The organism is Streptomyces sp. NPDC018029 (genome assembly GCF_044327655.1).
Lineage (GTDB): Bacteria > Actinomycetota > Actinomycetes > Streptomycetales > Streptomycetaceae > Streptomyces.
Genome location: NZ_JBIRFV010000006.1, coordinates 134,726 through 157,309, shown reverse-complemented (window position 1 = coordinate 157,309; position 22,584 = coordinate 134,726). Strand labels below are relative to the sequence as shown.

The window sequence follows — 22,584 nt, the reverse complement described above, 5'->3', positions numbered from 1 at the left end:
GCGACGTCAGCGGCGGCCGTGCCGACGGGAGTCCGCCACCCGGTCGACCAGCCACGCGGTCGCGGGTACCACCGCCAGCGCGGTGCACCAGCCGCCGAGGACGTCGGTCGGGTAGTGCGCGCCCAGGGCGACCTGCGCCCAGCCCATGGCGGCACCGGCGACCAGCGCCGCGGCGAGCACGAGCGCCAGGGCGGCGGCCCGGCCGAGGCCGAGCCGACCTGCCGCGAGCAGCGCCACCACGAGGGCGAGCGCGGTGAGGAAGGCCGTGTGCCCGCTCGGGTAGGACAGGTTGCCCTCACCGTGGATGGTGCGTCCCACCACGGGCTTGAGCAGCGTCGTCGCCCCCACGGTCAGGGCCGCGCCGGCGACGACGAGCACCGCCGCGCGCGGCCACCGAAGCAGCAGACAGCCCGTCACGGCGGCCACGACCAGCGTCGCCGCTCCCCCGGGCTCCCCCAGGAAGTCCGTGGCCAGAGCGGCGTACCGCCACGGGGGCCGCACGCTGTCCGCCGTCGGCTCGACGAACCACCCGTCCACCCGGCCGGGCTCGCTGTGTCCCGCGTACAGAACCCCGAGCACGAGGACTCCCAGCGCGGCGAGACCGGCGATCAGCCCGAGCCACGCGCGCAGCGACGGCGGCAGCAGCGGCGTGGACGCGGGCCGGTCGGCCGGCTCCCGGCCCGGACTTCCCGGGGCAAGGCAAGGCTGCGCGTCCTCGTCCGACCGGTGGACAGTCATGAACCAGCGCCTCCCTGGCGGCCCGGGCCCATGCCGCGCATTTCGCGTTCCGAGCCCACCCTAACCAACAACGCGTGTGCGGCACATCGGCGTTGAGGAGTCCGCGCGGCGACACGCGGGCCGCACAGCCGAGGGGGGCGGACGGAGACCACCCGGTCGAAGGTGTGGCGTGCCGCCCTCCGCCGTGTGGCCGACCCTACGCTGCCGTTCACGTCCATCAGCTCCCGCCCGGAAGGGGCCCTCGGCATGAGTGAGTCGGGTCTTCGCACCAAGTACGTCCGTCGTTTCCACATCCTGGATTCCGCAGGTGACGGGTATGTCGACCGTTCGGATGTCGAGGAGCGCGCGCAGCGGCTCCTCGACGGGGTGGGCGAGCCCGCGGGGACGCCCAGGGCGGCGGCGGTGCGGGAGGGAGCAGTGTCGTTCTGGCAGCAGTTGGCCAAGCACGCCGGCGTCCAGGACGGGGACCGGCTGGACGAAGAGGCCTTCGTGGGCGCGCTGCTTCGTGCGCGTGAGCTGGGCACGATCGGTGACCTGGTGGGGCCTTCGGTGGAGGCTCACATCACCCTGATCGACAGGGACGGGGACGGCAGTGTCAGCCTGGAGGAGTTCCTGCGCGCGCAGGTGGTGTGCGGGCTGCCCGAAGCCGACTCCCGGCGGGCGTTCGAGCAGCTCGACCGGGACGGTGACGGCCGTCTGGACGTCGACGAGTGGCAGCGTGCCGTGGTCGACTTCTACACCAGCACGGACGCGGACCTGCCGGGCGACCTGATCATGGGTGTGCAGGGCTGAGGACACCGAGCAGGGCGGAGAGCTTCCGCGCCGTTTCGGCGTGTTCGGCGTCCGGGCGTGAGGCAGGCAGAACGCCCGCGCCGGCGTGGAGCCGCAGGCCCTGCTCACCCAGCGTTCCGCAGCGCAGGGCGACGACCCACTGCCCGTCGCCGTGCCGGTCCGTCCATCCGACCAAGCCGGTGTAGTACTCCCGGGGTTCCTTCTCGAACTCGGCGATCAGTTCGCGTGCCGCCGTCCGTGGTACGCCGCAGACGGCGGCGGTCGGGTGGAGCAGCGCGGCGAGTTCGAGCGAGGTCGGGGCCGGGCGCCGCAGCCGGGCCCGGATGCGGGTGGACAGGTGCCACAGGGGTCCGGCCGCCGTCAGAGAGGGCCGGGCCGGCAGGTCGAGGGTCACGCTCAACGGCCGGAGGCGCTCAGCCAGTTCCTCCGTCACCAGTTGGTGCTCGCGCCGGTCCTTGGCCGAACGCAGCAGGCCGTGCGCGTGGGCGCGGTCCCTGGCCGGGTCCTGGTGGCGCGGGGCGCTGCCGGCCAGCGGATTGAGCACGACCCGCTCCCCCCGGCGCGCGAGCAGCAGCTCGGGGGAAGCACCCAGCAGTACGCGCCGTGAGCCGGCGGCGGACAGGTCGACGCCGAAGACGTACGCGCTCGGGTAACGGCCGATCAGACGGGCCACGATGCTTCCCGCGTCGTCGATGCCGGGACCGCTGATGTCCAGGGTCCTTGCGAGCACCGCCTTCTCGGCGGCTCCCGCCCGCAGGCGGCGCACCAGGCCGGTGACCGCGGCGAGGTAGGCCGGGTCGTCCGGGGGCACGGCGACGGCTCCCGGGACGACGGGCCGCGTCGGCTCGCACAGCCGGGGTGAGGTGGTGACCGTCGTCAGCGCCAGTATCGCCGGGACGTCCTCGTCGTACGGAATCGCGCCGGTGACGACATGGCCGTCCGGTGCCTCGGCGAGCACCCGAGCGGCCGCGTGGGCCAGCCGGGCGTACAGGCCCGGCCCGGCCCGGACCGGAATGGGTGTGCCGGTGCCGGCCCGCAGCACACGTCGCGGGGTCGCCAGCAGCCAGGGCTCAGCCATGCAGAGCGGCCCCGCCGTCCACGTACAGGCTGTGCATCGTGATGTGCTTGGCCTTCTCCGACAGCAGGAAGACCACCGCGTCGGCGACGTCCTGGGGAGAGGCGACCCGCCCCAGCGGGATTCCCGCGCGGAAGACGGCCGGGTCGCCGCGGACCGCAGCCCCCGCCGCGCCCGGTCCCATGGCGGCCAGCATCGGTGTGTCGGTGGAGCCCGGGCACACCGCGTTGCACCGGATCCCGTGCCCGGCGGTCTCAAGCCCGAGGCCGAGGGTGAATGCCACGGCCGCCGCCTTGGACGCGGCGTACGCGGCCATGCCCGCCCGCGGCACGCCGACGGCGTTCGAGGCGACCGTGACGATCGACGCGCCGGGCCGCCCCGCCATGCGCCGCGCGGCCGCCGCCGACCACAGGAACACCGAAGTGGCGTTCACCGCGAACAGCGCGGACCAGTCCTGGAGCGAGCAGTGCGCCGCCGGGCCTCGCCGCAGCACCCCCGCCACGTTCACCAGGGCGTCCACGGGCCCCAAGTCGCGTTCCACGTGATCGAGTACGGCTTCCACTCCGTCGCCGTCCGCGACATCGGCGACGTACGCTGCGACGACCCCGCCCGCCTTGCCCGCCGGGTCCCCGGTGAGAGCGTCCAGCGCGCGCGTATCGTGATCGACGGCGGCGACCAGGGCCTTGCCGGCCGAGAGGCTGTGGCAGACGGCCGTACCGATGCCGCCCGCTCCTCCCGTGACCACGACCACTCGACCGTCCAACCCGTCCAACCCCGGTACCTCCCGTCGCGTGCCTCCGTCCTCACCGGACCGTCCTGTCAGTCGAGCACGCACCGGTGCGGCCCGGCAGGGCGCACGTAGGGAAGCAGATGGCCCGTCAGGGGCGCATGGACGGCGCGCGGGGGCGGCACGACCCTTCGTGTTCTCCTCCTACCGGACAGCGCCCGGCGCACACCTCGCAGGTCAATGCTTCCGGGCGCCCTTCAGCAGGCCTGGACCCGCCCCTGGCATGCCCACGACCGTGAAGGGCGGTACCGCCTCCCCCAGCCCCGACGCGAGGAAGCGACATGATCCACATCAGCGAGACCCTGGTCCTGCAGACCGTCGAGGACTTCCTGTCCCAGGACGAACTCACCCACCTGCGCAAGATCATGAACGCCGAACTCGACGCCACGGGCTGGACACCCCGCCATCAGGCGGAGGTGCTCGCCGCCCCGCCCGCGGCCCAGTACATCCTCCAGCACGCCACCTCCCGCGCGCTGCCCGCCATCCGCCGCGCCATGCCCTCCATCGCCGCCGCCGCTCCCTGGGCGTACACCGAGCTGGCCGTCGGCCAGGAAGTCCCCACCCACCTGGACGGCATCCCCGACCCCGGGACCGCGCCGCGTCGGCTCGGCCGCATCGGCGTCACCCTCGACGACGCCGAAGCCGGCGGGGAGTTCTACATCGAGACGACGTCGAGCCCCGGCATCTGGACCGGCGAGCACCTCGGCCGGGCCGAGGGCTTCCTGCCGGACACACCGCTGTCCCGCAGCCTGCCCCATGCCCCGGGGCCGGACGTCCACGCGCACGACGCCGCGCCCGACTGGCTCACGTCCGCCGACCGCACCCGCTGGATCACCGACGCCGTCGCGGGTACGGCCGTCTTCTACGGCTCGCAGGTGATCCACGGCGTCCGGCCCGTACGCGTCGGCCACCTGCGCAAGTTCGTCACCGACCTGTTGGACACCGCCCCCTGAGCAGGGCGGCTGCCCCGGATGTGACATTGAAAAAGGGCCGGGCCACGGGAAGTGTTCCCGTGGCCCGGCCTCATGACGTGGCCGCTGGGCCCGTCACTGATGTGGACGTCGCGTCACGGCGCCAGCCGGTACGCGTTGGTGATCGTCTCGGTCACGGTGTTGCCCGCCGTGTCCTTCAGGTACACGCGGTACGACACGGCCTTGGCCGTTGCCGGGTGCTTGACGCTCGCCGTGTGCGCCCCCGTGGTGCCGGTCGTGACAGGGGCCGACTTCCATGTGCTGCCGCCGTCGTAGGAGACCTTGACGGTCAGGGTGGCGATCCTGTCGGAGTCCGCCGCCGCGCCGGCCACCTTCAGCGGCACCTTGAGCGTGCTGCCCGCCGGGGCCGTGCCGTTCAGTGCCAGTTTCGGGGCGAGGCGGACGGTGGAGAGGGGCAGTGTGGTGGGCGGCTCGTCGGGCGTCTTCGCCGACTTGAACGTCCAGACCGCGGCCACCTTGGTGCTGGTCGTGGCGACCTTGGCCGCGCGGGTGGCCTCCATGGTCAGGCGGTAGGAGGCGGAGGCGGCCGGGAGTTCGGCGTTCACCGCGCCGGGGCCGCCCTCGGCGAGGACGCGGCCGCCGGACTCGAGCCGGGTGAAGCCGCCGGTCGTCACGGAGCTTCCCGCGTGCCCCGCGCCGTCGCTGAAGAGCTGGACGTACGCGTCCATGGCGTTGCCCGCGCGGCGCGCTCCCTGCCCGTCATCGGCGTCGAGGTCGGGGCCGACGACGCCGGTGTTGAAGTTCAGCGTGTAGCGCTTGCCCGCCTTGTACGCGACCGTGTCGGTGCCGTAGTCGATGGTGGACTCGCCCGCGTCGTCGAGCTGTGCCATAGACCAGGTCCAGCGCATGTCCTTGGTGCTGACGAAGCTCGTGCCGGAGGCCGGGAGCTTCATCGCGGTCATGGGCTGGAGAGGCGGGTAGTAGTCGTTCTTGCCGATCGGCATGGCGGACAGCGTGCCCTTGCGCCCGGCGGCGGAGGAGCCGACGCCGTACTTCACCTCGGCGAGTTCGGCCCTGGTGGCGGCGTGCTTCAGGCCCGAGAACCAGCTGCCGCTGCGGCTGAAGGCCAGCCGGTAGTCGACCTTGTTCGCCGCCGTGCCCGAGCCCTTCCAGACGCCGTTGTACTGGGCGTTCAGGGTCGGCGATTCGGCGCCGATGCCCAGGGTGCGGATGACGGTGCCGTCGCCGAGGCTCCAGCTGCTCGCGATGCCGAGGGCCGTGTCGTCGTAGCTGATCTGCGACTGCGTGAGACGCGCGCCGGCGTTCGGGGTGGTGACGGCGACCGGCTTGGCCTTGCGCGAGTCGAGCGTGACCGTGGCGTTCGCGCCGATCTTCAGCTTCGGCTGGACGAAGACCGCGAAGCTCCTGCTCGCGCCGTAGACGGAACTCTCCAGCGCGTACGTGCCCTTCGGCACCCGCAGGGTGACCGGCCCCTCGCGGAAGGGCACCTCGATCTTCCGCTGCGTGCGGTCGGTGAGCGTGGTGGTGTAGTTGGACGAGTTCCTGCCGTTGACGTCGAGGTGCTTCAGGGTGAGGTCGTACGACTCGACCTCACGGTCGACGACGAGGCCGGTGCGCACCTCCTGGCCGTCCCCGGCGGCCAGGAGTGTCCCGCCGTAGATGCCGTCGGCGGTGCCGAGCCTGGTGTCGGCGGTGACGGTGGTCTTCGCGGTGCCGCCCGCAGGGACGGTGAGCTTGGCGTCCTTGACGGTGAACATGCCCGCCGGGCCCGGGCGGCCCTTGGGGTCCAGGGCGTCGGCGGAGAGCGTGAGGGTGACGGGCTCGGTGCCGAGGTTGCGGTAGGTGACGGTCTTGGTGACCGGCTTGTCGTCGGTGTGCGGCCAGGCCTGTGTGCCGAAGCCGACCGTGCCGGGCTCGGGGACGACGGACGCGGTGACGGCGCGCGTCAGGTCGACGCGGCCCGCTCCCTGCTCATAGGCGTTGAGCTTGGGGTGGGGCTTGGCGGAGCCGGTCAGTGCGGCCTTGAGCTGCGGTCCTGTCCACTTCGGGTGCTGCTGGAGGAGCAGGGCGGCGGAACCGGCCACGTGCGGGGTCGCCATCGAGGTGCCCGACATGGCGACATAGGGGTCGCCCTCGGAGCCGTCGGACATCTGCGTGGAGCGTGCGGCCGTGATGTCGTCGCCGGGCGCGGTGAGGTCGGGCTTGGTGACACCGTCGGCCTGCGGGCCCCGGCTGGAGGTCTCCGCGATGTTGTCCTGCTTGTCGACGGAGCCGACGGTCAGGGCGTCGGGGGCGCTGCCGGGCGAGTTCAGCGTGCCGGCCTCGGGGCCGTCGTTGCCCGCCGCGATGACGAAGAGGGCCTTGCCGGAGAGCCGTGCGACGGCCTCCTCCAGCGGGTCGACTCCCGGCGAGTCGAGGCTGCCCAGGCTCAGGTTGACGATCTTCGCCTTGCTGTCGACCGCCCACTGCATGCCTGCGGCGATGCTGGACTCTGTGCCCGTGCCCTCCACTTCGGAGATGACCTTGCCGTCCAGGACCTGTGCGTCGGGCGCCACGCCCTTGTACTTGCCGCCCGACTTGGCGCCGGAGCCCGCGAGGGTCGAGGCGACGTGGGTGCCGTGGCCCATGCGGTCCTTGGCGTCGGGCGAGGACTCGGTGAAGTTCTTCTCGGTGACCTCGACGTTCTTGAGGTCCGGGTGCGTCTGGTCGACCCCGGTGTCCAGGACGGCGACCTTGACGCCCTTGCCGGTGTAGCCGGCCCGCCACATGGTGGGGGCGCCGATCTGCGGCACGCTCTTGTCGAGGGCGGGGCGGACCTTGGCGTCCAGCCAGACGTGCGCGATGGACGGGGCCGCGGTGGTACGCGCGTTCGTACGGCTCCCCGTCCCGCTGCCCGTACCGCCGGTGAGCTCAGCCCAGACCTTCTGCGTCCCGGACTTGGGCGCGTCGAACGCCTCGCCGCCGATGGCGGGCAGCGTACGGCGGTCGCGGGCCAGGCCCCGGAAGGTGTCGCCGGAGCGGCTGTTGACGCGGCCCGGCCGGTACTTGACGATCAGCGGCAGCGACGTGCGGCGGGCGTCGTCGTACTTGTCCCTGACGAGCCGGGTGACGTCGAAGAGACGCCGGTCAAGTCTGCCGGCGCTGATCAGCGACTGGGCGTCCTGCGGCACGACGTATGTGTGTCCGGCCTCGCGCCGCACCGCGATCGCGACCTCCTCGCGGCCCTCGCCGCGGATCAGCCGGACGACCTGCTTGCCCCCTGCCCGGACGACCACGCGGTCGCCGGTCACCAGCGTGACGGTCTTCGTCTTCCCGCCCTGCGCGGCCCGGCCGGCCTTCGTCTCCCCACCGGTACCGGTCCGTGTGTCCGCGGTGCGGTCCGGCCCTGTCCCGGAGTCGGCCGAGGCCGCCCCCGCGACCAGAGCGCCGGACACCACGGCGGCTATCGCCGCCGTCCCCACCCTCGATATGACTGCCACCCGATTTGCCTGTCTTTTGAGCGTGCCTGATGTGGTCGCCCGTAACACGTGATCTTGCAGGCGTTTGGTTCTGGGGAGGCGGAAGATTCCTGAGATATTTTTGGGAACGGCGGTCGATATACCGTCAGAGACGGTCAAATCCCCCCAAGTGCGGGGGCTCTACGGATTCTGGTCGGGCTCCGTGATCCCGAGGTCGACACGCATCACTCGGCGCATCCTCCACAAGGGATCCCACAGCTCGTCCATCTTCTCCAAGGCTGCGTCCAGGTTCTCTCCCTCCTGTGCCGTGCCACCGTCGAGTCGCATCAGCAGGCCGTAGAGATCACCAAGATGACGGTTCGCCGTACTGGCCGCCTCCGCCACCGTGTCGGGCAGCACCATCTGGGCCTCCGCATGACGCAAGCGGTGCTCACGTCGCGCCCGGTCCAGATCCGACCGCAGCTCCTCGGTGACTTCGCCTCTTTCGAGGGCGTGGAGGACCTTCGCCATCACGTTGGCCAAGTCGCGCGTACCTGCGCTCAGCGTGGCGTAACACGTGCGCCGCGCCTCGAACTGTGCCTGACGCGTGGCGTGTTCGCGCTCATCCTGCTGGAATTGCCTGGTGTGCTCCAGCTCGCGGGCCCTGGCGCGATCGGCACCGCGCTGCGTGATCAAGGCGGCTGCCAGCGTGCCGCCGATGCCCAGGACCGCGATCACGATCTGGCTGATTGCACTGTTCAAACTACCCCCCGGCTCCGAACGGCTCGCCGGGACTGTACCGCCGGGCCCGCCACGCCTGCTCCGTACCGGTGCCGGCGTGGCTCAGGCCGTCAGCGGCGCAGGGTCAGCAGGCCCGGGCGGTAGGGCAGGAGGCCGTAGTCGCCGCCGGAGTTGGGGTTGCGTCCCTGGTAGAGCAGTTGCAGGTTGCAGGGGTCGACGGTCATGGTCTGGTCGGCGCCGGTGCGGAGCAGTTCGCCGTGGCTGATGTCGTTGGTCCACGTGGCGCCGCTGTTGGCCTTGCCGGCGAAGGGATTGCTCTCGGTCGCGGCCTGGGGCGTCCATGTGCCGTTCAGACTCGTGGCCGTGAACGAGCGGAAGTAGCGGCCCTGCGAGCCGATCGCCTCGACGATCATGAGGTAGCGGTTCTGGCCCTGGAGCTTGTAGACCTGCGGGGCTTCGAACAGGTTGTTCGTCGTATCGCTCATGACGACCGTCGAGGTCGCGCCGAAGCTGCCCGGGAAGTTCCCGATCGGCATACTGGCCCGGTAGATCTTGCCGTTGTCACCGGCGAAGAACAGGTACATGTTCGTCCCGTCACCGATGAGCGTCTGGTCGATGGGTCCGGTGCCGGAGCCGGGGATGCTTCCGGAGAAGAGCACCTGCTCGGACGACCAGCCGTTCGGGTTGGTGGGGTCGCTCGACGTCCGGTAGGAGAAGGAGGTCCCGCCCCACTGGTAGGCGAGCACCCAGATGTTCTTCGGCGCGAAGTAGAAGAGCGTGGGCGCGACGGTGGACGTCGACATCGCGTTCTGACTGGCCGAGCCCATTTCCGACCAGTTGGTGAACAGGCCGAAGTTCATCGAACCCCAACGCGTCCCCGTGTCGTGCGTCGTCGCGTAGACGAGCTGCTTGCCGTTGTACGGGACGACGGTGAAGTCCTTGAGCGAGACCCACCCCGGCTTGGGCTGCGCCAGCGCGCCCGTGGAGCTCCAGCGGTATGTCGACGGAAGGTCGCACGGGCCGGGGTTGCCGCTGCCGACCTTGACGAGCTGCCACTGCTGGTTGGCGCCGCCCCAGTCGTCGTACTGGACGATGTTCGCGTTGTCGGCGGTGGAGGCGCCCTGCACTTCGAGGGCCTTGCCGCTGTGGCGCGCGATGAACCGCACGTAGCCGTCCGAGCTCTCGGCAAGGCGCCACTGCTGGTTGGTGCTGTTCGAGTCGGCCCACTGGACGATGGAGCCGCCGTTGGCGGTGGACCGGTTGGAGACGTCCAGCACCTTGCCGGAGTGGCGGGACTTGATGCGGTAGTTGCCGTCACCGGAGTCGACGAACTGCCACTGCTGCTGGTTCTGGTCGTTCCTGGCCCACTGGGTGATGCGCGCGCCGTCATGGGTCGCCAGATTGTGGACGTCCAAGGCCTTGCCGCTGTTGCGGTTGAGCAGCACATACCAGGCGTTGGTGTCGACGGTCGGCGCCGCGGCGGCGGGCGGGGCACCGAGGAACGTGGCGGCGAGCAGCAAGGGCGCCAGAACGGCGAGTAAGCGTCTCAGGTGGGTCATGGGCGGATGGCGGAGCGACATCGGAAGACCTCCCGAAAACTTTCGGAAAACTCTCGAATCAACTGACGCCACAAGCTAGGTAGGTGGGTCCTCTCGGTCAAGACCTGTCACCGAGCTGTCCGCAAACAGCGGTTCTCCCCCAAGCAGGAGCCCCCTTTCGGGCTCGATCAGCATGCCGGGCCGACCGGAAAACTTTCGGAAGTTCATGACCAGGCAGGTCAGGCCCTGGCCGTCACACCGTCAACTTCCCTATGCATCCGCACCTGTTGACGACCGTCCCGCACCTCATTACTGTCCGCCTCGAATCTCCGACGTACCGACCGTGGTTCGATATTTCGACTGGGAGCGCTCCCAGTCTCCGGCGCCGCGCCCCCTCCCCCCATCCCCCCTCCTCCCAACACCGGAGCCGCTCATGTCCCCCGCCCCCACCCTCGCCACTTCGTTACGCAGACCCAGACGCGTCGCCGCCACCCTGCTGACGAGTTCCCTCCTCGTCGGGGGCCTCCTGACCGCGCCCGCAGCGGCAGCCGTCCCCTCCACGGCGACCGCGACCACGGCCGTACGCGTCAACCAGGTCGGCTATCTGCCGGACGGACCCAAGCGCGCCACCGTGGTCACCACGGCGACACAGTCGCTCGCCTGGCAGTTGCGCGACGCGTCCGGAAGGGTGGTCGCCTCCGGTGCGACGGTCCCGCGCGGCGCGGACGCCCCGTCCGGGCAGTCCGTTCAGGTGGCCGACTTCTCTTCGTACCGAGGGTCCGGCTCGGGGTATGTCCTGGCGGTGGACGGCAGCGGCAGCGTGCCCTTCGACATCCGCGCGAACCTGTACGACGCTCTGCGCTCCGACGCGATGGCGTTCTTCTACCACCAGCGCAGCGGCATCCCCATCGACGCCTCCCTGGTGGGCTCCGCCTACGCGCGCCCGGCCGGACACCTCGGTGTCGCGCCCAACAAGGGCGACACCTCCGTTCCGTGCCAGGCCACCGTGTGCGACTACAAGCGGGACGTCAGGGGCGGCTGGTACGACGCCGGCGACCACGGCAAGTACGTGGTGAACGGCGGCCTTTCCACCTGGCTGGTGGTCAACTCCTTCGAGCGTGCCGAGCGGGCGGGCAAGGACGCGGCACTCGGCGACTCGACCCTGCGGGTCCCCGAGCGGGACAACGGCGTACCCGACGTCCTGGACGAGGCGCGATGGGAGCTCGACTTCCTGATGCGGATGCAGGTGCCGCGGAACAAGCCGTACGCGGGCATGGCGTTCCACAAAATCCACGACGCGGAGTGGACCGGCATACCGACCCGCCCCGAAGAGGACGCCCAGCCCCGCGAGCTGCACCGTCCGTCCACGGCGGCGACCCTGAACCTCGCGGCGGCCGCGGCACAGTGCGCCCGCGTCTTCCGGCCCTACGACGCCGCGTTCGCCGACCGCTGTCTGTGGGCCGCTCGCCGGGCGTGGACGGCGGCCCGGGCCAACCCGGCCCTGTACGCGCCGGATTCGGACAGCACGGGCGGCGGAGCCTACGGCGACACCAAAGTCACCGACGAGTTCTACTGGGCGGCCGCCGAGCTGTACGCCACGACCGGCGACAGCCGTTACCGGGACGCGATCACCGAGTCGTCCTGGCACACCTCCCCAACTGACTTCTCTGCCTACGGATTCGGCTGGGCGGACACAGCGGCGCTCGGCCGGCTCACCCTGGCCACGGTCCCCAACGGACTGCCCACCGCGGACCTGGCCCGCGTCCGCTCGTCGGTGACCTCCGCCGCCGACGGCTATCTGTCCAGGATGGCCGGCCACGGCTACGCGGTGCCCGTCCCTGCGGACGGCTACTTCTGGGGCTCCAACGGTGAGGTCGCCAACGACGCGATCGTCCTGGCCGTCGCCGGGGAGTTGACCGGCAAGCGGCGCTACCGCGCCGGCGCGCTCGAGGCGATGGACTACCTGCTGGGCCGCAACGCCATCGGCCAGTCCTACGTATCCGGTTACGGCGAGACGTCCTCGCGCAACCAGCATCACCGCTTCTGGGCACACCAGGCGGATGCCTCGTTGCCCCATCCTCCGGCGGGGTCCCTGGCGGGCGGGCCGAACAGCGCGCTCCAGGACCCGGTGGCGCAGGAGAAGTTGGCCGGCTGCGCGCCCGCCGCCTGCTACATCGACGACATCGGCTCGTACTCCACCAACGAGGTGGCGGTCAACTGGAACGCCCCACTTGCCTGGCTCGCCGCGTACGCCGCCGAGCGGCCGTGACGCGTCCCGCTGCTCTTCAGTCCTTCCGTGATGTCTACCTTGGAGGCACAGTCATGTCTTCGCATGCCATTCCCCCACCTGCGTCTGCTGCGCCCGCACCCGCCGTCCGCCGGAGGTTCGGCGGTCTCCTCATAGCGCTGATCGTCGGCGTCCTCGGCGCGGTCGCCTCGCCGGTCGCGCCGCCGGCCGCACACGCCGCCGAGAGTGCGGCCGAGAGCACGCTCGGCGCCGCGGCGGCGCAGAGCGGCCGCTACTTCGGCACCGCCATCGCCTCGGGCAGGCTGGGCGACTCGGCGTACACGACGATCGCGGGCCGCGAGTTCAACTCGGTGACGGCCGAGAACGAGATGAAGATCGACGCCACCGAACCCCAGCGGGGCCGGTTCGACTTCACCGCCGGTGACCGCGTCTACGACTGGGCGGTGCGGAACGGCAAGCAGGTGCGCGGCCACACCCTGGCCTGGCACTCCCAGCAGCCCGGCTGGATGCAGAGCCTCAGCGGCAGCTCCCTGCGCCAGGCGATGGTCGACCACATCAACGGCGTGATGTCCCACTACAAGGGCAAGATCGCCCAGTGGGACGTCGTGAACGAGGCCTTCGCCGACGGCAGTTCGGGCGCCCGGCGCGACTCCAACCTGCAGCGCACCGGCAACGACTGGATCGAGGTCGCCTTCCGCACCGCGCGCGCCGCCGACCCGGCCGCCAAGCTCTGCTACAACGACTACAACGTCGAGAACTGGACCTGGGCCAAGACCCAGGCCATGTACTCCATGGTCCGGGACTTCAAGCAGCGCGGCGTACCGATCGACTGCGTCGGCTTCCAGTCGCACTTCAACAGCGGCAGCCCGTACAACAGCAACTTCCGCACCACACTCCAGCAGTTCGCCGCCCTCGGCGTCGACGTGGCCATCACCGAACTCGACATCCAGGGCGCCCCGGCCTCGACCTATGCCGCCGTGACCAACGACTGCCTGGCCGTCCCGCGCTGCCTCGGCATCACCGTGTGGGGTGTGCGCGACACCGACTCCTGGCGGCCGGAGCACTCGCCGCTCCTTTTCAACGGTGACGGCAGCAAGAAGCCCGCGTACACCGCCGTCCTCAACGCACTCAACGCCGCCTCCCCCACACCCCCCGGTGATGCCGGACAGATCAAGGGCGCCGGTTCCGGCCGCTGCCTTGACGTGCCCGGCACCGGCACCACCGACGGCACCCAGCTCCAGCTGTGGGACTGCCACAACGGCACCAATCAACAGTGGACCCGCACCGCCGCGGGTGAGCTCAGGATCCACGGCGACAAGTGCCTGGACGCCGCCGGCACCGCCAACGGCACCAAGGTGCAGATCTACAGCTGCTGGGGTGGCGACAACCAGAAGTGGCGTATCAACTCCGACGGAACCATCGTCGGCGTCCAGTCCGGCCGCTGCCTCGACGCCACCGGGGCCGGCACCGCCAACGGCACCCTGATCCAGCTCTACTCCTGCTCGAACGGCAGCAACCAACGCTGGACCCTCACCTGAGGGACCCGGCTGATCAAGCTGTCGTGTCGTCCGGTGGCGGCGGCTGCGGTTGCGTTGCGGCCGCAGCCGCGTCCGGCGGCGTCGGGGCTGGTCAGACGGCGATGGTGGCGAGGTTGCCGGGCTCGTAGGTGCCGCCCTGGTTGTTGAGGATCACGCCGAGCCGGTTGGTCGCGTTGATCATGGCGATCAGGGAGACCAGGGCGATGGCCTGGTCGTCGTCGTAGTGCTTACGCACTCGGGCCCAGGTCTCGTCGGAGACACCCTCGTAGCCGTCGATGATGCGTGTGCCCTCCTCGGTGAGGGCCAGCGCGGCCCGCTCGGCCTCGGTGAACACGGTGGAGTGGCGCCAGGCGGCGACCAGGTTCAGCCGGGCCGAGGCCTCACCGGCGGCCGCGGCGTCCTTGGTGTGGATGTCGACGCAGAAGCCACAGCCGTTGATCTGGCTGGCGCGCAGCTGCACCAGCTCCTGGGTCGGCTTGGGCAGCGGCGACTCCTGGATCACCTGGCTGACGGCGAAGATCCGCTTCCCGATCTTGGCGCCGATCTCGTGGGCGAACAGGTTCATACGGGGTTCCATCACAACGTCCTCGCTTGTGGAAGCGTGTGCCGCGCGGATCGTCCGCGCGGCGTCCTGACGCCCATAAGGCGCCGGTCGCCGTGGGGTTGTGACGGTCCGGCTGTGTGATGAGGGCCACCAGGGTTCGGTGTCACAGGGGCGTGGCGGGCGGCGTCTTGTGCGCGACAGGGGCAAGAGACGCGACAGGCGGGAGCCACGATGGACGAGGACACCGAGCGAGCGACCGGCGTGACGGGGCACAGCCCTCACGCCGATGAGGCGGACTCCGCCACCGAGGCGTTCGTCGCCCACCGCAATCTGCTGTTCACCGTCGCCTACGAGATGCTCGGCTCTGCCGCCGACGCGGAGGACGTCCTTCAGGAGACCTGGCTGCGCTGGGCGGACGTCGACCACGACACGGTGCGGGACCCGCGCGCCTTCCTGGTTCGCATCACCACGCGCCAGGCGTTGACCCGGCTGCGTACGCTGCGTCGGCGCAAGGAGTCCTACGTCGGACCCTGGCTGCCCGAACTCCTGCTGACCGCGCCCGATGTCGCCGAGGACATCGAGCTGGCCGACAGCGTCTCCATGGCGATGCTGCTCGTGCTGGAGACGCTCACGCCGACCGAGCGGGCCGTGTTCGTGCTGCGCGACGTCTTCGACCTCGGGTACGACGACATCGCACAGGCCGTCGCAAAGACCCCCGCCGCGGTCCGGCAGATCGCCCACCGCGCACGGGCCCACGTCGCGGCACGCCGGCCGCGCGAGGTCGTCTCCCCTGATCAGACACGCAGTGTGCTCGCGGCTTTCCAACGGGCCGTCGAAACGGGGGACTTGCGGCGCCTGCTCGACGTGATCGCTCCGGACGTGGTGCTGCTGACCGACGGCGGCGGAGTCGTACGGGCTGCGCTGGAGCCCGTCGTGGGAGCCGAAGCGGTGGCCGACGTGTTGTGCAGGCTCACGTCCGCGACCTTGCAGCCGGCACAGGTCAACGGCCACCCCGCACTGATCCTGCGCACGGGCGGCGAAACCGACACCGTCCTGGCGGTACACCTCGAAGGCGGCCTCATCGCCGGGCTCTACGCCGTCCGCAACCCCGAGAAGCTGTCACGTATCAGCCGGGTGACCGCAGTGGGCCGCTGAGCCGACCCGAACCCCAGAGAACTCTTCGCAGAGGATTCTTTGCGAAGAACTCTTTGCGAAGAGTTCTTCGTGGAATACCGTGAGGGTCATGGCTGATGCAGTGGAGAGGCCGAACGGCCCGAACGAGGAAGACGATTCAGTGGTCCTGGATGCCAAGGGGCTGCGCGCCCTGGCGCATCCGGTGCGCGTGCAGTTGGTCGGGCTGCTGCGCAAGCACGGCCCGTCGACGGCCACCCGCCTCGCGGAGCGGCTGGACGTGAATTCCGGTACAGCGAGCTACCACTTGCGGCAGCTCGCCGCGGCCGGCTTCGTGGCCGAGGACACCGGAAGAGGGAACGCGCGGGAACGGTGGTGGCGTTCGGTCCACCAGCTGACGCGCTTCAACCACGAGGACCTCGCCGAGCGGGAACCGGAGGCGGCGCTTGCCTACCTGCGGTCGGTGCACAACGCGCACGTCCTGCGCACCCAGCAAGGGCTCAACGGCTTGCAGACCCTGCCCCGGCCGTGGCGGGAAGTCTTCGACATGAGCGACGCCACGCTCCGGCTCACCCCCGCACAGGCCCAGGAGTTGCGTACCGAGATCCTGGCGGTGATCGACCGCTACCCGCGCGCTGCGGCTGACGAGGAACCCGAAGCCACCGAGCGGGTCTGGGTGAACTTCCAAGTCCTGCCGGAAGCCGACATACCCTCGCACGAGGTGGGCTGATGCGGTACGAGAAGACAGCGGAGACCGACCGGGGCCGGTTAAGGCCGCTCGCAGGAGTACTCGCGGCGCTGCTGGTCGCGCACAGCGGCACCAGGATCTCGGCCATCGCCATTCCGTGGTTCGTGCTCGTGACGACCGGCAGCGCCACGCAGACCGGTCTGGTCGCGTTCTGTGAGATGGCGCCCTATGTGGTGGTCAAGGCCTTCGCAGGCCCACTGGTCGACCGGGCAGGGCCCCGCCGGATCTCCTGGATCGCGGATGTCGTCAGCGCGGCCGCCGCCCTCCTGATCCCCCTCTTGCACACCGAAGGCCTGCTGTCCTTCGGCGTGTTGCTGGCCCTGGTGGCCGTCATCGGCACGGTCCGCAGCCCCGGGGATCTCGCGAAGGACGTCATGATCCCGGAGGCGGCCGAACGCAGCCGGGTGCCGCTGGAGCGGGCGACGGGACTCCAGGGCGTGTTCGATCGCCTGGCAGGAACCGTGGGGCCTGCCGCCGGTGGCACGCTGGTGGGGCTGGTGGGCCCCATGGTCGGGTTGGGCGTCAACGCCGCCTGCTTCGCGCTGGGTTCGCTGATCATCGCCGTCGCGCTGCCCGGCGGTATGGGGCAACCGCAGAAGCACCCTGCTGGGGAGGGCACGCGAGAAGCCGAAGAAACAGCGGAAGCCGAAAAGCCAGCGGAGGCTGCGGGAACCCATGATGCGCGGGACGGCTACTGGCACAGCCTGCGCCAGGGCTTCGCGTTCCTGCGCCGGCAACCGATACTGCTCGCCCTCTACACCATGCTCGGCATCACGAATCTGCTGGACGCCGCATATGTGGCCGTGCTCGTTCCGGTCTGGGCCTCGGAGTCGGGTTACGGCCCCGGCACGATCGGACTGGTGCTGGCATCGTTCAGCGTCACGGCGACCGTCGGCAGCCTCGTCGCTGCGGCGGTGGCCCATCGGCTGCGGCGCCGGCCGGTGTTCTTCCTCGGCTGGCTCGTCACGGGCGCGCCGCGGTTCCTCATCCTGACGACGGACGCGCCCTTGTGGTGCGTGGCGATGGTGATCGGTATGGGTGGCCTGGGGGGCGGCTTCATCAACCCGATCATCGGTGCCGTCACGTACGAACGCATCCCGCCCGACATGATGGGCCGAGCTCAAGGCATCGGCGACGCCATCACGTGGGCCGGGATTCCCCTGGGCGGTCTGCTCGCGGGCGCCGTCGTGGCGGGCGTGGGCCTCACCCCCGCGCTGTTGGCCGCGGGCGCCGTGTATTTCCTGACGACCAACCTCACGGGCCTGCGCCCGGAATGGCGGGAGATGGACCGCCATCGCGGCAAGGGGCGGGCCGGGCAGACCCCCCACGCGACCCCGGCGGAGCCCGCATCGTCAACGTCCTAGAGACCGGGGTTTCGCCCCGTGTGACGCGGCCCGCCGGCGCACGCGCGGTCCCTGTCCCCCACCGGGTGGAACCGAATGGGAACTTCCTCCCCCGGGAGGAGACAGAGCGGCGCTGATCAGCGGACATGCCCACACCCGCAGAGGTCCGCAGCGCTTGTGCGAGGCCACTCGCGAGTGCGGCGCCGACTCGTCGACACCTATATTCCACGCGTCCGCCGCGGCAGCTTCCCGCACCCGGCGCCGGCCGGGCTGCGCGAACGCGGGATTGAGTCAGATTTCGGCCGGTCAAAGCTTGGAGAAATGATGACGGAGTCCAGCGAGTCGACATCTCTGGTTCTATCGGCCGGGCCCGGCACGGCGGTGGCCACCCCCTCGGCGGAGGCCGGTGCTCACGGGGCCCCGGCACCCCAGGGCCTCCTCTCGGGATGGGCCCCGCGCCGGGTCATCCGGGCCAAGACGATCCATGGCGGGTTCGAGGCCCAGGCCTCGCGCGTTCCGCACAGCATCGCGGTACGCGCCCGGGGTCTGACCCTGACGTACGAGGAACTCAACACCCGGGCGAACGTCCTGGCACGCCAACTGCGCGCCCACGGCGTCAGGGCCGAGTCCCTGGTCGTCGTATGCCTGCCGCGGTCCGTGGAGTTGCTGGTCAGCTTCCTCGCGGTCATGAAGGCCGGTGGGGCCTATGTCCCTCTGTCGCCCGGTGACCCGGTTCAACGGCGGCGGCACATCGTGGAGGACGCGCGGCCCACGGTCGTCCTCACGGACGCCACCAACCGTGACGCCGAGGAGTTCGCCGACTCGACGGCCCTGTGCGTCGACGAGCTGCTGGAGTCGGTCGCGACCGCGAGCCCGGCCGAACGGAGCGACCTGGCCGAAGAGGTCAGGCCGGAGCAACTGGCCTACGTCATCTACACCTCCGGATCGAGTGGCCGGCCCAAGGGCGTGCAGTGCCCGCACCACGGGGTGGCGAACTACCTGGACTGGGCCGTCGAGACCTACACCACGCTCGGCACCGACGGCGCTCCGCTCTTCTCCTCGGTCGGCTTCGACATGGTGGTGCCCAACATCTACGCGCCCCTGTGGTGCGGCCAGCCGGTGCGGCTCGTCCCCGACGACCAGGACCTGCCTGCGCAGATCTCCGAGGTGCTGTCCAGCGGCCCCTACGGTTTCATCAAACTGACACCCGGTCAGCTCGACCTGATCACCTCGATGACCGATGCGGACGGGGCGCGGAGCCTTGCGGGGCTTCTCGCCGTGGGGGCGGACCTCTTCCCGGTGCAGTCGCTGCAGCGTTGGCGCGCACTGGACACCACGACACCCGTGCTGAACGAGTACGGGCCGACGGAGGCCTCGGTGGCCAATGCCTTCTTCATGATCCCGCCCGGCTTCTCCAGGGCGACCATCCCGATCGGCAAGCCGATCGAGAACACCTCCATGTACGTCCTGGACGACGATTTCCAGTTGGTTCCCGAGGGCGCGGAGGGCGAGATCTTCATCGGCGGGGTGTGCTGTGCCCGCGGCTACCTGGGCCGGCCTGAGCTGACCGGGGAGAAGTTCGTTCCAGACCCCTACTCCCCCGAGCCCGGGGCCAGGATGTACCGCACCGGAGACCGGGCGACCCGGGACGGCCAGGGCAACGTGGTCTTCCTCGGCAGGTCGGACCGCCAGCTGAAGATTCGCGGCTACCGCGTGGAACCCGGCGAGACCGAGTCGGCACTCCGGCGGCACCCGGACATCCATGACGCGGCCGTCGTGGGCCACCGCGCCGACCCCGATGCGCCGCTCGTGCTCAAGGCCTACCTCGTCGTCGACGGGGCCGTACCGGAGGGCCTTGTCCCGTGGCTGTCCGAACAGGTACCGGCCTACGCCGTCCCGCGGCAGTACGCCACTGTCGACGCGATACCGCTCGACGCGAACGGGAAGGTCGACCGCTCCGCACTCGCGCGGCAGGACCCGGAACCCGACGACACCACCGAAGGACCGGGGACGGAAAGCGTCGAAGACGTGCTGCGCGAGGCGTGGAAGTCCGTCCTCGGCGTCACCTCGGTGGCGCCCGATGCGAACTTCTTCGAGCTCGGCGGCGACTCGATCTCCACTGTCCGCCTCGCGTCGAAGCTGCGCGAGCAGGGTTACGAGCTGAGCCTCACCGATGTCTTCCGCTGTCCGACGCTGCACGACCTGGCGTCGTCGGTGGTGCGCTCGGACACGGTGGCCGAGGCCGCGCTCGACGTCAGCGGGCCGCTGCCCCCGACACCGATCCAGCAGTGGTTCTTCGATCGCGAGCCGGTGGACCAGGACCACAACAACCAGTCGATCCTCCTGGAGTGGCAGGGCGAACCCGAGGTCTTCGCACTGGAGTCGGCTCTCGAGGCACTGGTCGACGCCCACGACGCACTCCGGCTGCGCTTCACGCTCGTCGACGGCCGGTGGCAACAGGAGGCCGGCGAGGCACCGCCCGGCTTCGAGCTGCTGACCGAAGTCTTCCTCGACCAGGACGCCGATGGCGACCGCGGGCTCCAGGACGTCGCCACCGAGTTGCAGCGCTCTCTCGACATCGAGAGCGGACAGGTGCTGCGCGCCGCGCTGATCTCCGGCGCCGGACGCCCGAGCCTGCTGCTGATCGCCGTCCACCACCTCGCGGTCGACACCTTCTCGTGGCCGACGATCGTGCGTGATCTCGACGTCGCCTACACGAACCTCGTCGCCGGGCGTGAGCCCGGACTGGCCGAGGACTCTTACGTCTTCTCCCAGTGGGCGAGCGCGCTGGCCGCCGTACGCCCGCGCGAGGCCGCACTGACCGGAGGCGGGCAGGACACGCGGTCCGAGCCGGTGTCCCTGCCTCGGGACATCGCGGACGGCGCCAACACCGTGGGCGGAGTCGCGTGCGTCGACATGCGGCTGCCGGCGTCCACCACCAGACATCTGCTGCGGGTGACGCCGAGCGACTACAGCAGCCCTGTGGAGGCGGTGCTCCTGACGGCGCTCACCGACGCGCTGAGTTCGGCCCACGACGTGCCGGCTGTCTCCTTCGACGTGGAACGGCACGGTCGGGACAGCCGCGTTCCCGGCCCCGACCGCTCCGAGGCGGTGGGCTGGTTCGCGGGAGTGCACCGAGTGACGCTCGGTTCTTTCACCCTGGACGCGGAGAGCGACCCCGGGCTGCGCGACGCGGTGCACCGTGTGCAACACGCGCTCGCCACCGGGCCTTCAGACCGGCTGGGGTGCGACATCGAGGCCGCTCCGGCCAACCCGGGCCGGATCATGTTCAATTACTCGGGCCATCTGGAGACCCAGTTCCAGGCGGAGAACTTCAGCGCGGCGCTGGGCGCCGCCGGCGAGGAGCGCTCGGCCCGCCAGGAGCGCAGCCATGACATCGAGCTCGAAGTCGAGGTCATCGACGACCGGCTCACCTTCCGCTGGCTCTACGCCCCCACGCTGCACACACGGCCGACGATCGAGTCGGTCGCGCGGCGCTGCCTGAGCGCCGTCGAGCTTCTGGTCCGGCGGGGGGCGGGGGCACGCACGGCACGGGTCCCGTCGGACTTCCCGCTGGCATCCGTCACACGGGAGCAGCTGGACGCGATCCTCAAGGAGACCGGTCCCGCGGACGACGTGTACGACCTCACGCCCCTGCAGAGCGGAATGCTGCTGCACAGCCTCATGGGCGGCGGCTACGGAGGGTGCCACCTCATCGACTGTGCTCCCGGCCTCGACGAGTCCGTGGTGGTCGAGGTGTGGCGCGAGCTGGTCCGACGCCACCCGGTGCTGCGGAGCAGCGCGCACTGGCAGGGCCTGGACCGGCCGGTCCAGGTGGTGCACCCGGTGGAGTCGGTGGACGTCGCGATCGCCGACTGGTCGGAGGACCTCATCGACACGGCGAGCGACCCGGCCCGGGACTGGCGCCCGCTGGTGACGGTGGCGCGCACCGGTGAGGGCCGGCTGAAGGTGGTGCTCAACTGCCACCACCTATGGATCGACGGCTGGAGCGTCGGTGTGCTGACCGAGGAGGCGAGCCTGCTGTACGCGGCGCTGACGGGCGGCGGAGAAGAGCTGCCGGCGCCGGTGCCGTACCGCCGTTTCGTGGAGTGGCTGAGCGACCCGGAGCGGCAGCACGCGGCCCGCACGTACTGGACGGGCCGGCTCGCGGACAGCCGTGCCTGCTATCTCGACTCGTCCGGCCGGGCCGCCGGGGGCGAGGAGCGGCTGCTCACCGTCGATCTGTCGGCGGCCACCAGGACGCACTTCCAGCGGCTGGTGAGCGGGCACGGTGTGACGCCTGCCGTCGCCACTCTCGCGGCGTGGGCCGTCACGGTGTCGGCGGCCGTCGGCCGGGACGACGTCATGGTGGGCTGCGTGGTCGACGGGCGTACCTGGGACCTCGCGAAGATCGACCGCGTCGTGGGGCTGGTGATGAACACCGTGCCGGTCGTCTGGGATCCGGCCGATGCGGAGACGGTGTCCGCGGCGCTGGCCGGTCTCAGGGACCAGCTGAGCGACTCCGTGCGCCACGGTCATCACTCCCTGGCCGACCTCCAGCGGAGCGTGTCGGACGCGCAGGGCGAGCCCTTCGACACCCTCTTCGTCGTCGAGGACATGTCGGACGGGAGCTCCGCCCTGACGTTCCGGCGGGCGCTGGGGTACGAGGAGGTGCACTACCCGCTCTCGCTCACCCTCCTGGTGGAGGACGGCCGGCCGGTCGCGCTCCGGTTCGCCTTCCACGAGGGCGGACTTGACCCGGCGTGGGTCCGGACGCTTGCCGACCGTGTGGTGGTGGCGCTCGAGTTGCTGGAGTCGCACGCCTCCGGGCCGGCGGCCGCGCTCCGGACGATGCTGTAGGGAAGCCGGGAGGAGGCGCCCCCCGTGCGCGGTATTCGCGGGGGCGCCTCCTCCCAAAACGTGTGGGGCCGGCCGGGACACAAGTCCCGGCCGGCCCCACCACGTTTCCGG

General features: G+C 70.7%; 15 protein-coding genes. 8 read left to right on the top strand and 7 right to left on the bottom strand.

All coding sequences use genetic code 11. The annotated features are described in order from the left end of the window. Nucleotides 1-6: 6 nt before the first annotated feature. Nucleotides 7-738: a phosphatase PAP2 family protein gene (locus ACH4D5_RS19760; RefSeq protein ID WP_398303956.1), complete on the bottom strand. Its 732-nt coding sequence runs from the start codon at nucleotides 736-738 to the stop codon at nucleotides 7-9. A 246-nt stretch (nucleotides 739-984) separates the two neighbouring features. On the opposite strand from ACH4D5_RS19760, the gene ACH4D5_RS19755 reads away from it, so the two are divergent. Beyond that, entirely contained in the window at nucleotides 985-1,530 is a 546-nt protein-coding gene (locus tag ACH4D5_RS19755) for an EF-hand domain-containing protein (protein WP_398303954.1), read from the top strand. On the opposite strand, the gene ACH4D5_RS19750 is transcribed toward ACH4D5_RS19755, so the two are convergent. Both ACH4D5_RS19750 and ACH4D5_RS19745 read right to left on the bottom strand, forming a co-directional pair. Then, nucleotides 1,511-2,608, bottom strand: coding sequence for an isochorismate synthase MenF (locus ACH4D5_RS19750; protein WP_398303952.1), 1,098 nt, complete (start codon nucleotides 2,606-2,608; stop codon nucleotides 1,511-1,513). The two genes, ACH4D5_RS19755 and ACH4D5_RS19750, sit on opposite strands and share 20 nt — an antisense overlap. Beyond that, nucleotides 2,601-3,350 carry an SDR family oxidoreductase gene (locus tag ACH4D5_RS19745; protein ID WP_398303950.1) on the bottom strand — a complete coding sequence of 250 codons (750 nt, stop codon included), beginning with the start codon at nucleotides 3,348-3,350 and terminating at the stop codon, nucleotides 2,601-2,603. The genes ACH4D5_RS19750 and ACH4D5_RS19745 overlap by 8 nt, the downstream gene beginning before the upstream one ends. Nucleotides 3,351-3,673: 323 nt before the next feature. On the opposite strand from ACH4D5_RS19745, the gene ACH4D5_RS19740 reads away from it, so the two are divergent. Then, nucleotides 3,674-4,345 carry a hypothetical protein gene (locus tag ACH4D5_RS19740; RefSeq protein WP_398303949.1) on the top strand — a complete coding sequence of 224 codons (672 nt, stop codon included), beginning with the start codon at nucleotides 3,674-3,676 and terminating at the stop codon, nucleotides 4,343-4,345. A gap of 113 nt (nucleotides 4,346-4,458) precedes the next feature. On the opposite strand, the gene ACH4D5_RS19735 is transcribed toward ACH4D5_RS19740, so the two are convergent. The 3 genes from ACH4D5_RS19735 to ACH4D5_RS19725 form a co-directional block, all read right to left on the bottom strand. Further along, complete coding sequence (locus ACH4D5_RS19735) at nucleotides 4,459-7,824, bottom strand: S8 family peptidase (RefSeq protein WP_398303947.1); 3,366 nt, start codon at nucleotides 7,822-7,824, stop codon at nucleotides 4,459-4,461. 159 nt (nucleotides 7,825-7,983) lie between these two features. Continuing rightward, a complete protein-coding gene (locus ACH4D5_RS19730; RefSeq protein ID WP_398303945.1) occupies nucleotides 7,984-8,544 on the bottom strand; it encodes a hypothetical protein in 561 nt (186 codons plus the stop codon). An 89-nt stretch (nucleotides 8,545-8,633) separates the two neighbouring features. Beyond that, a complete protein-coding gene (locus ACH4D5_RS19725) occupies nucleotides 8,634-10,103 on the bottom strand; it encodes a non-reducing end alpha-L-arabinofuranosidase family hydrolase (RefSeq protein WP_398303943.1) in 1,470 nt (489 codons plus the stop codon). 391 nt (nucleotides 10,104-10,494) lie between these two features. Here ACH4D5_RS19725 and ACH4D5_RS19720 point away from each other — a divergent pair, with 391 nt between their 5' ends. Both ACH4D5_RS19720 and ACH4D5_RS19715 read left to right on the top strand, forming a co-directional pair. Then, on the top strand, nucleotides 10,495-12,330 hold the full coding sequence (locus ACH4D5_RS19720; RefSeq protein ID WP_398303941.1) for a glycoside hydrolase family 9 protein: 1,836 nt from the start codon (nucleotides 10,495-10,497) through the stop codon (nucleotides 12,328-12,330). A gap of 53 nt (nucleotides 12,331-12,383) precedes the next feature. Continuing rightward, entirely contained in the window at nucleotides 12,384-13,847 is a 1,464-nt protein-coding gene (locus tag ACH4D5_RS19715; RefSeq protein WP_398303939.1) for an endo-1,4-beta-xylanase, read from the top strand. A gap of 91 nt (nucleotides 13,848-13,938) precedes the next feature. Here ACH4D5_RS19715 and ACH4D5_RS19710 read toward each other — a convergent pair whose 3' ends face one another. Continuing rightward, nucleotides 13,939-14,424, bottom strand: coding sequence for a carboxymuconolactone decarboxylase family protein (locus ACH4D5_RS19710; protein WP_398303937.1), 486 nt, complete (start codon nucleotides 14,422-14,424; stop codon nucleotides 13,939-13,941). Nucleotides 14,425-14,622: 198 nt separating this feature from the next. On the opposite strand from ACH4D5_RS19710, the gene ACH4D5_RS19705 reads away from it, so the two are divergent. The 4 genes from ACH4D5_RS19705 (at nucleotide 14,623) to ACH4D5_RS19690 (ending at nucleotide 22,473) form a co-directional block, all read left to right on the top strand. Next, entirely contained in the window at nucleotides 14,623-15,546 is a 924-nt protein-coding gene (locus ACH4D5_RS19705; RefSeq protein ID WP_398303935.1) for an RNA polymerase sigma-70 factor, read from the top strand. Nucleotides 15,547-15,634: 88 nt separating this feature from the next. Beyond that, nucleotides 15,635-16,252 carry an ArsR/SmtB family transcription factor gene (locus ACH4D5_RS19700; RefSeq protein WP_398303933.1) on the top strand — a complete coding sequence of 206 codons (618 nt, stop codon included), beginning with the start codon at nucleotides 15,635-15,637 and terminating at the stop codon, nucleotides 16,250-16,252. Then, nucleotides 16,252-17,634 (top strand): MFS transporter, encoded by a 1,383-nt coding sequence (locus ACH4D5_RS19695; protein WP_398303931.1) that lies wholly within the window; start codon nucleotides 16,252-16,254, stop codon nucleotides 17,632-17,634. The genes ACH4D5_RS19700 and ACH4D5_RS19695 overlap by 1 nt, the downstream gene beginning before the upstream one ends. A gap of 300 nt (nucleotides 17,635-17,934) precedes the next feature. Then, complete coding sequence (locus tag ACH4D5_RS19690) at nucleotides 17,935-22,473, top strand: amino acid adenylation domain-containing protein (protein WP_398303929.1); 4,539 nt, start codon at nucleotides 17,935-17,937, stop codon at nucleotides 22,471-22,473. Nucleotides 22,474-22,584 lie beyond the last annotated feature (111 nt).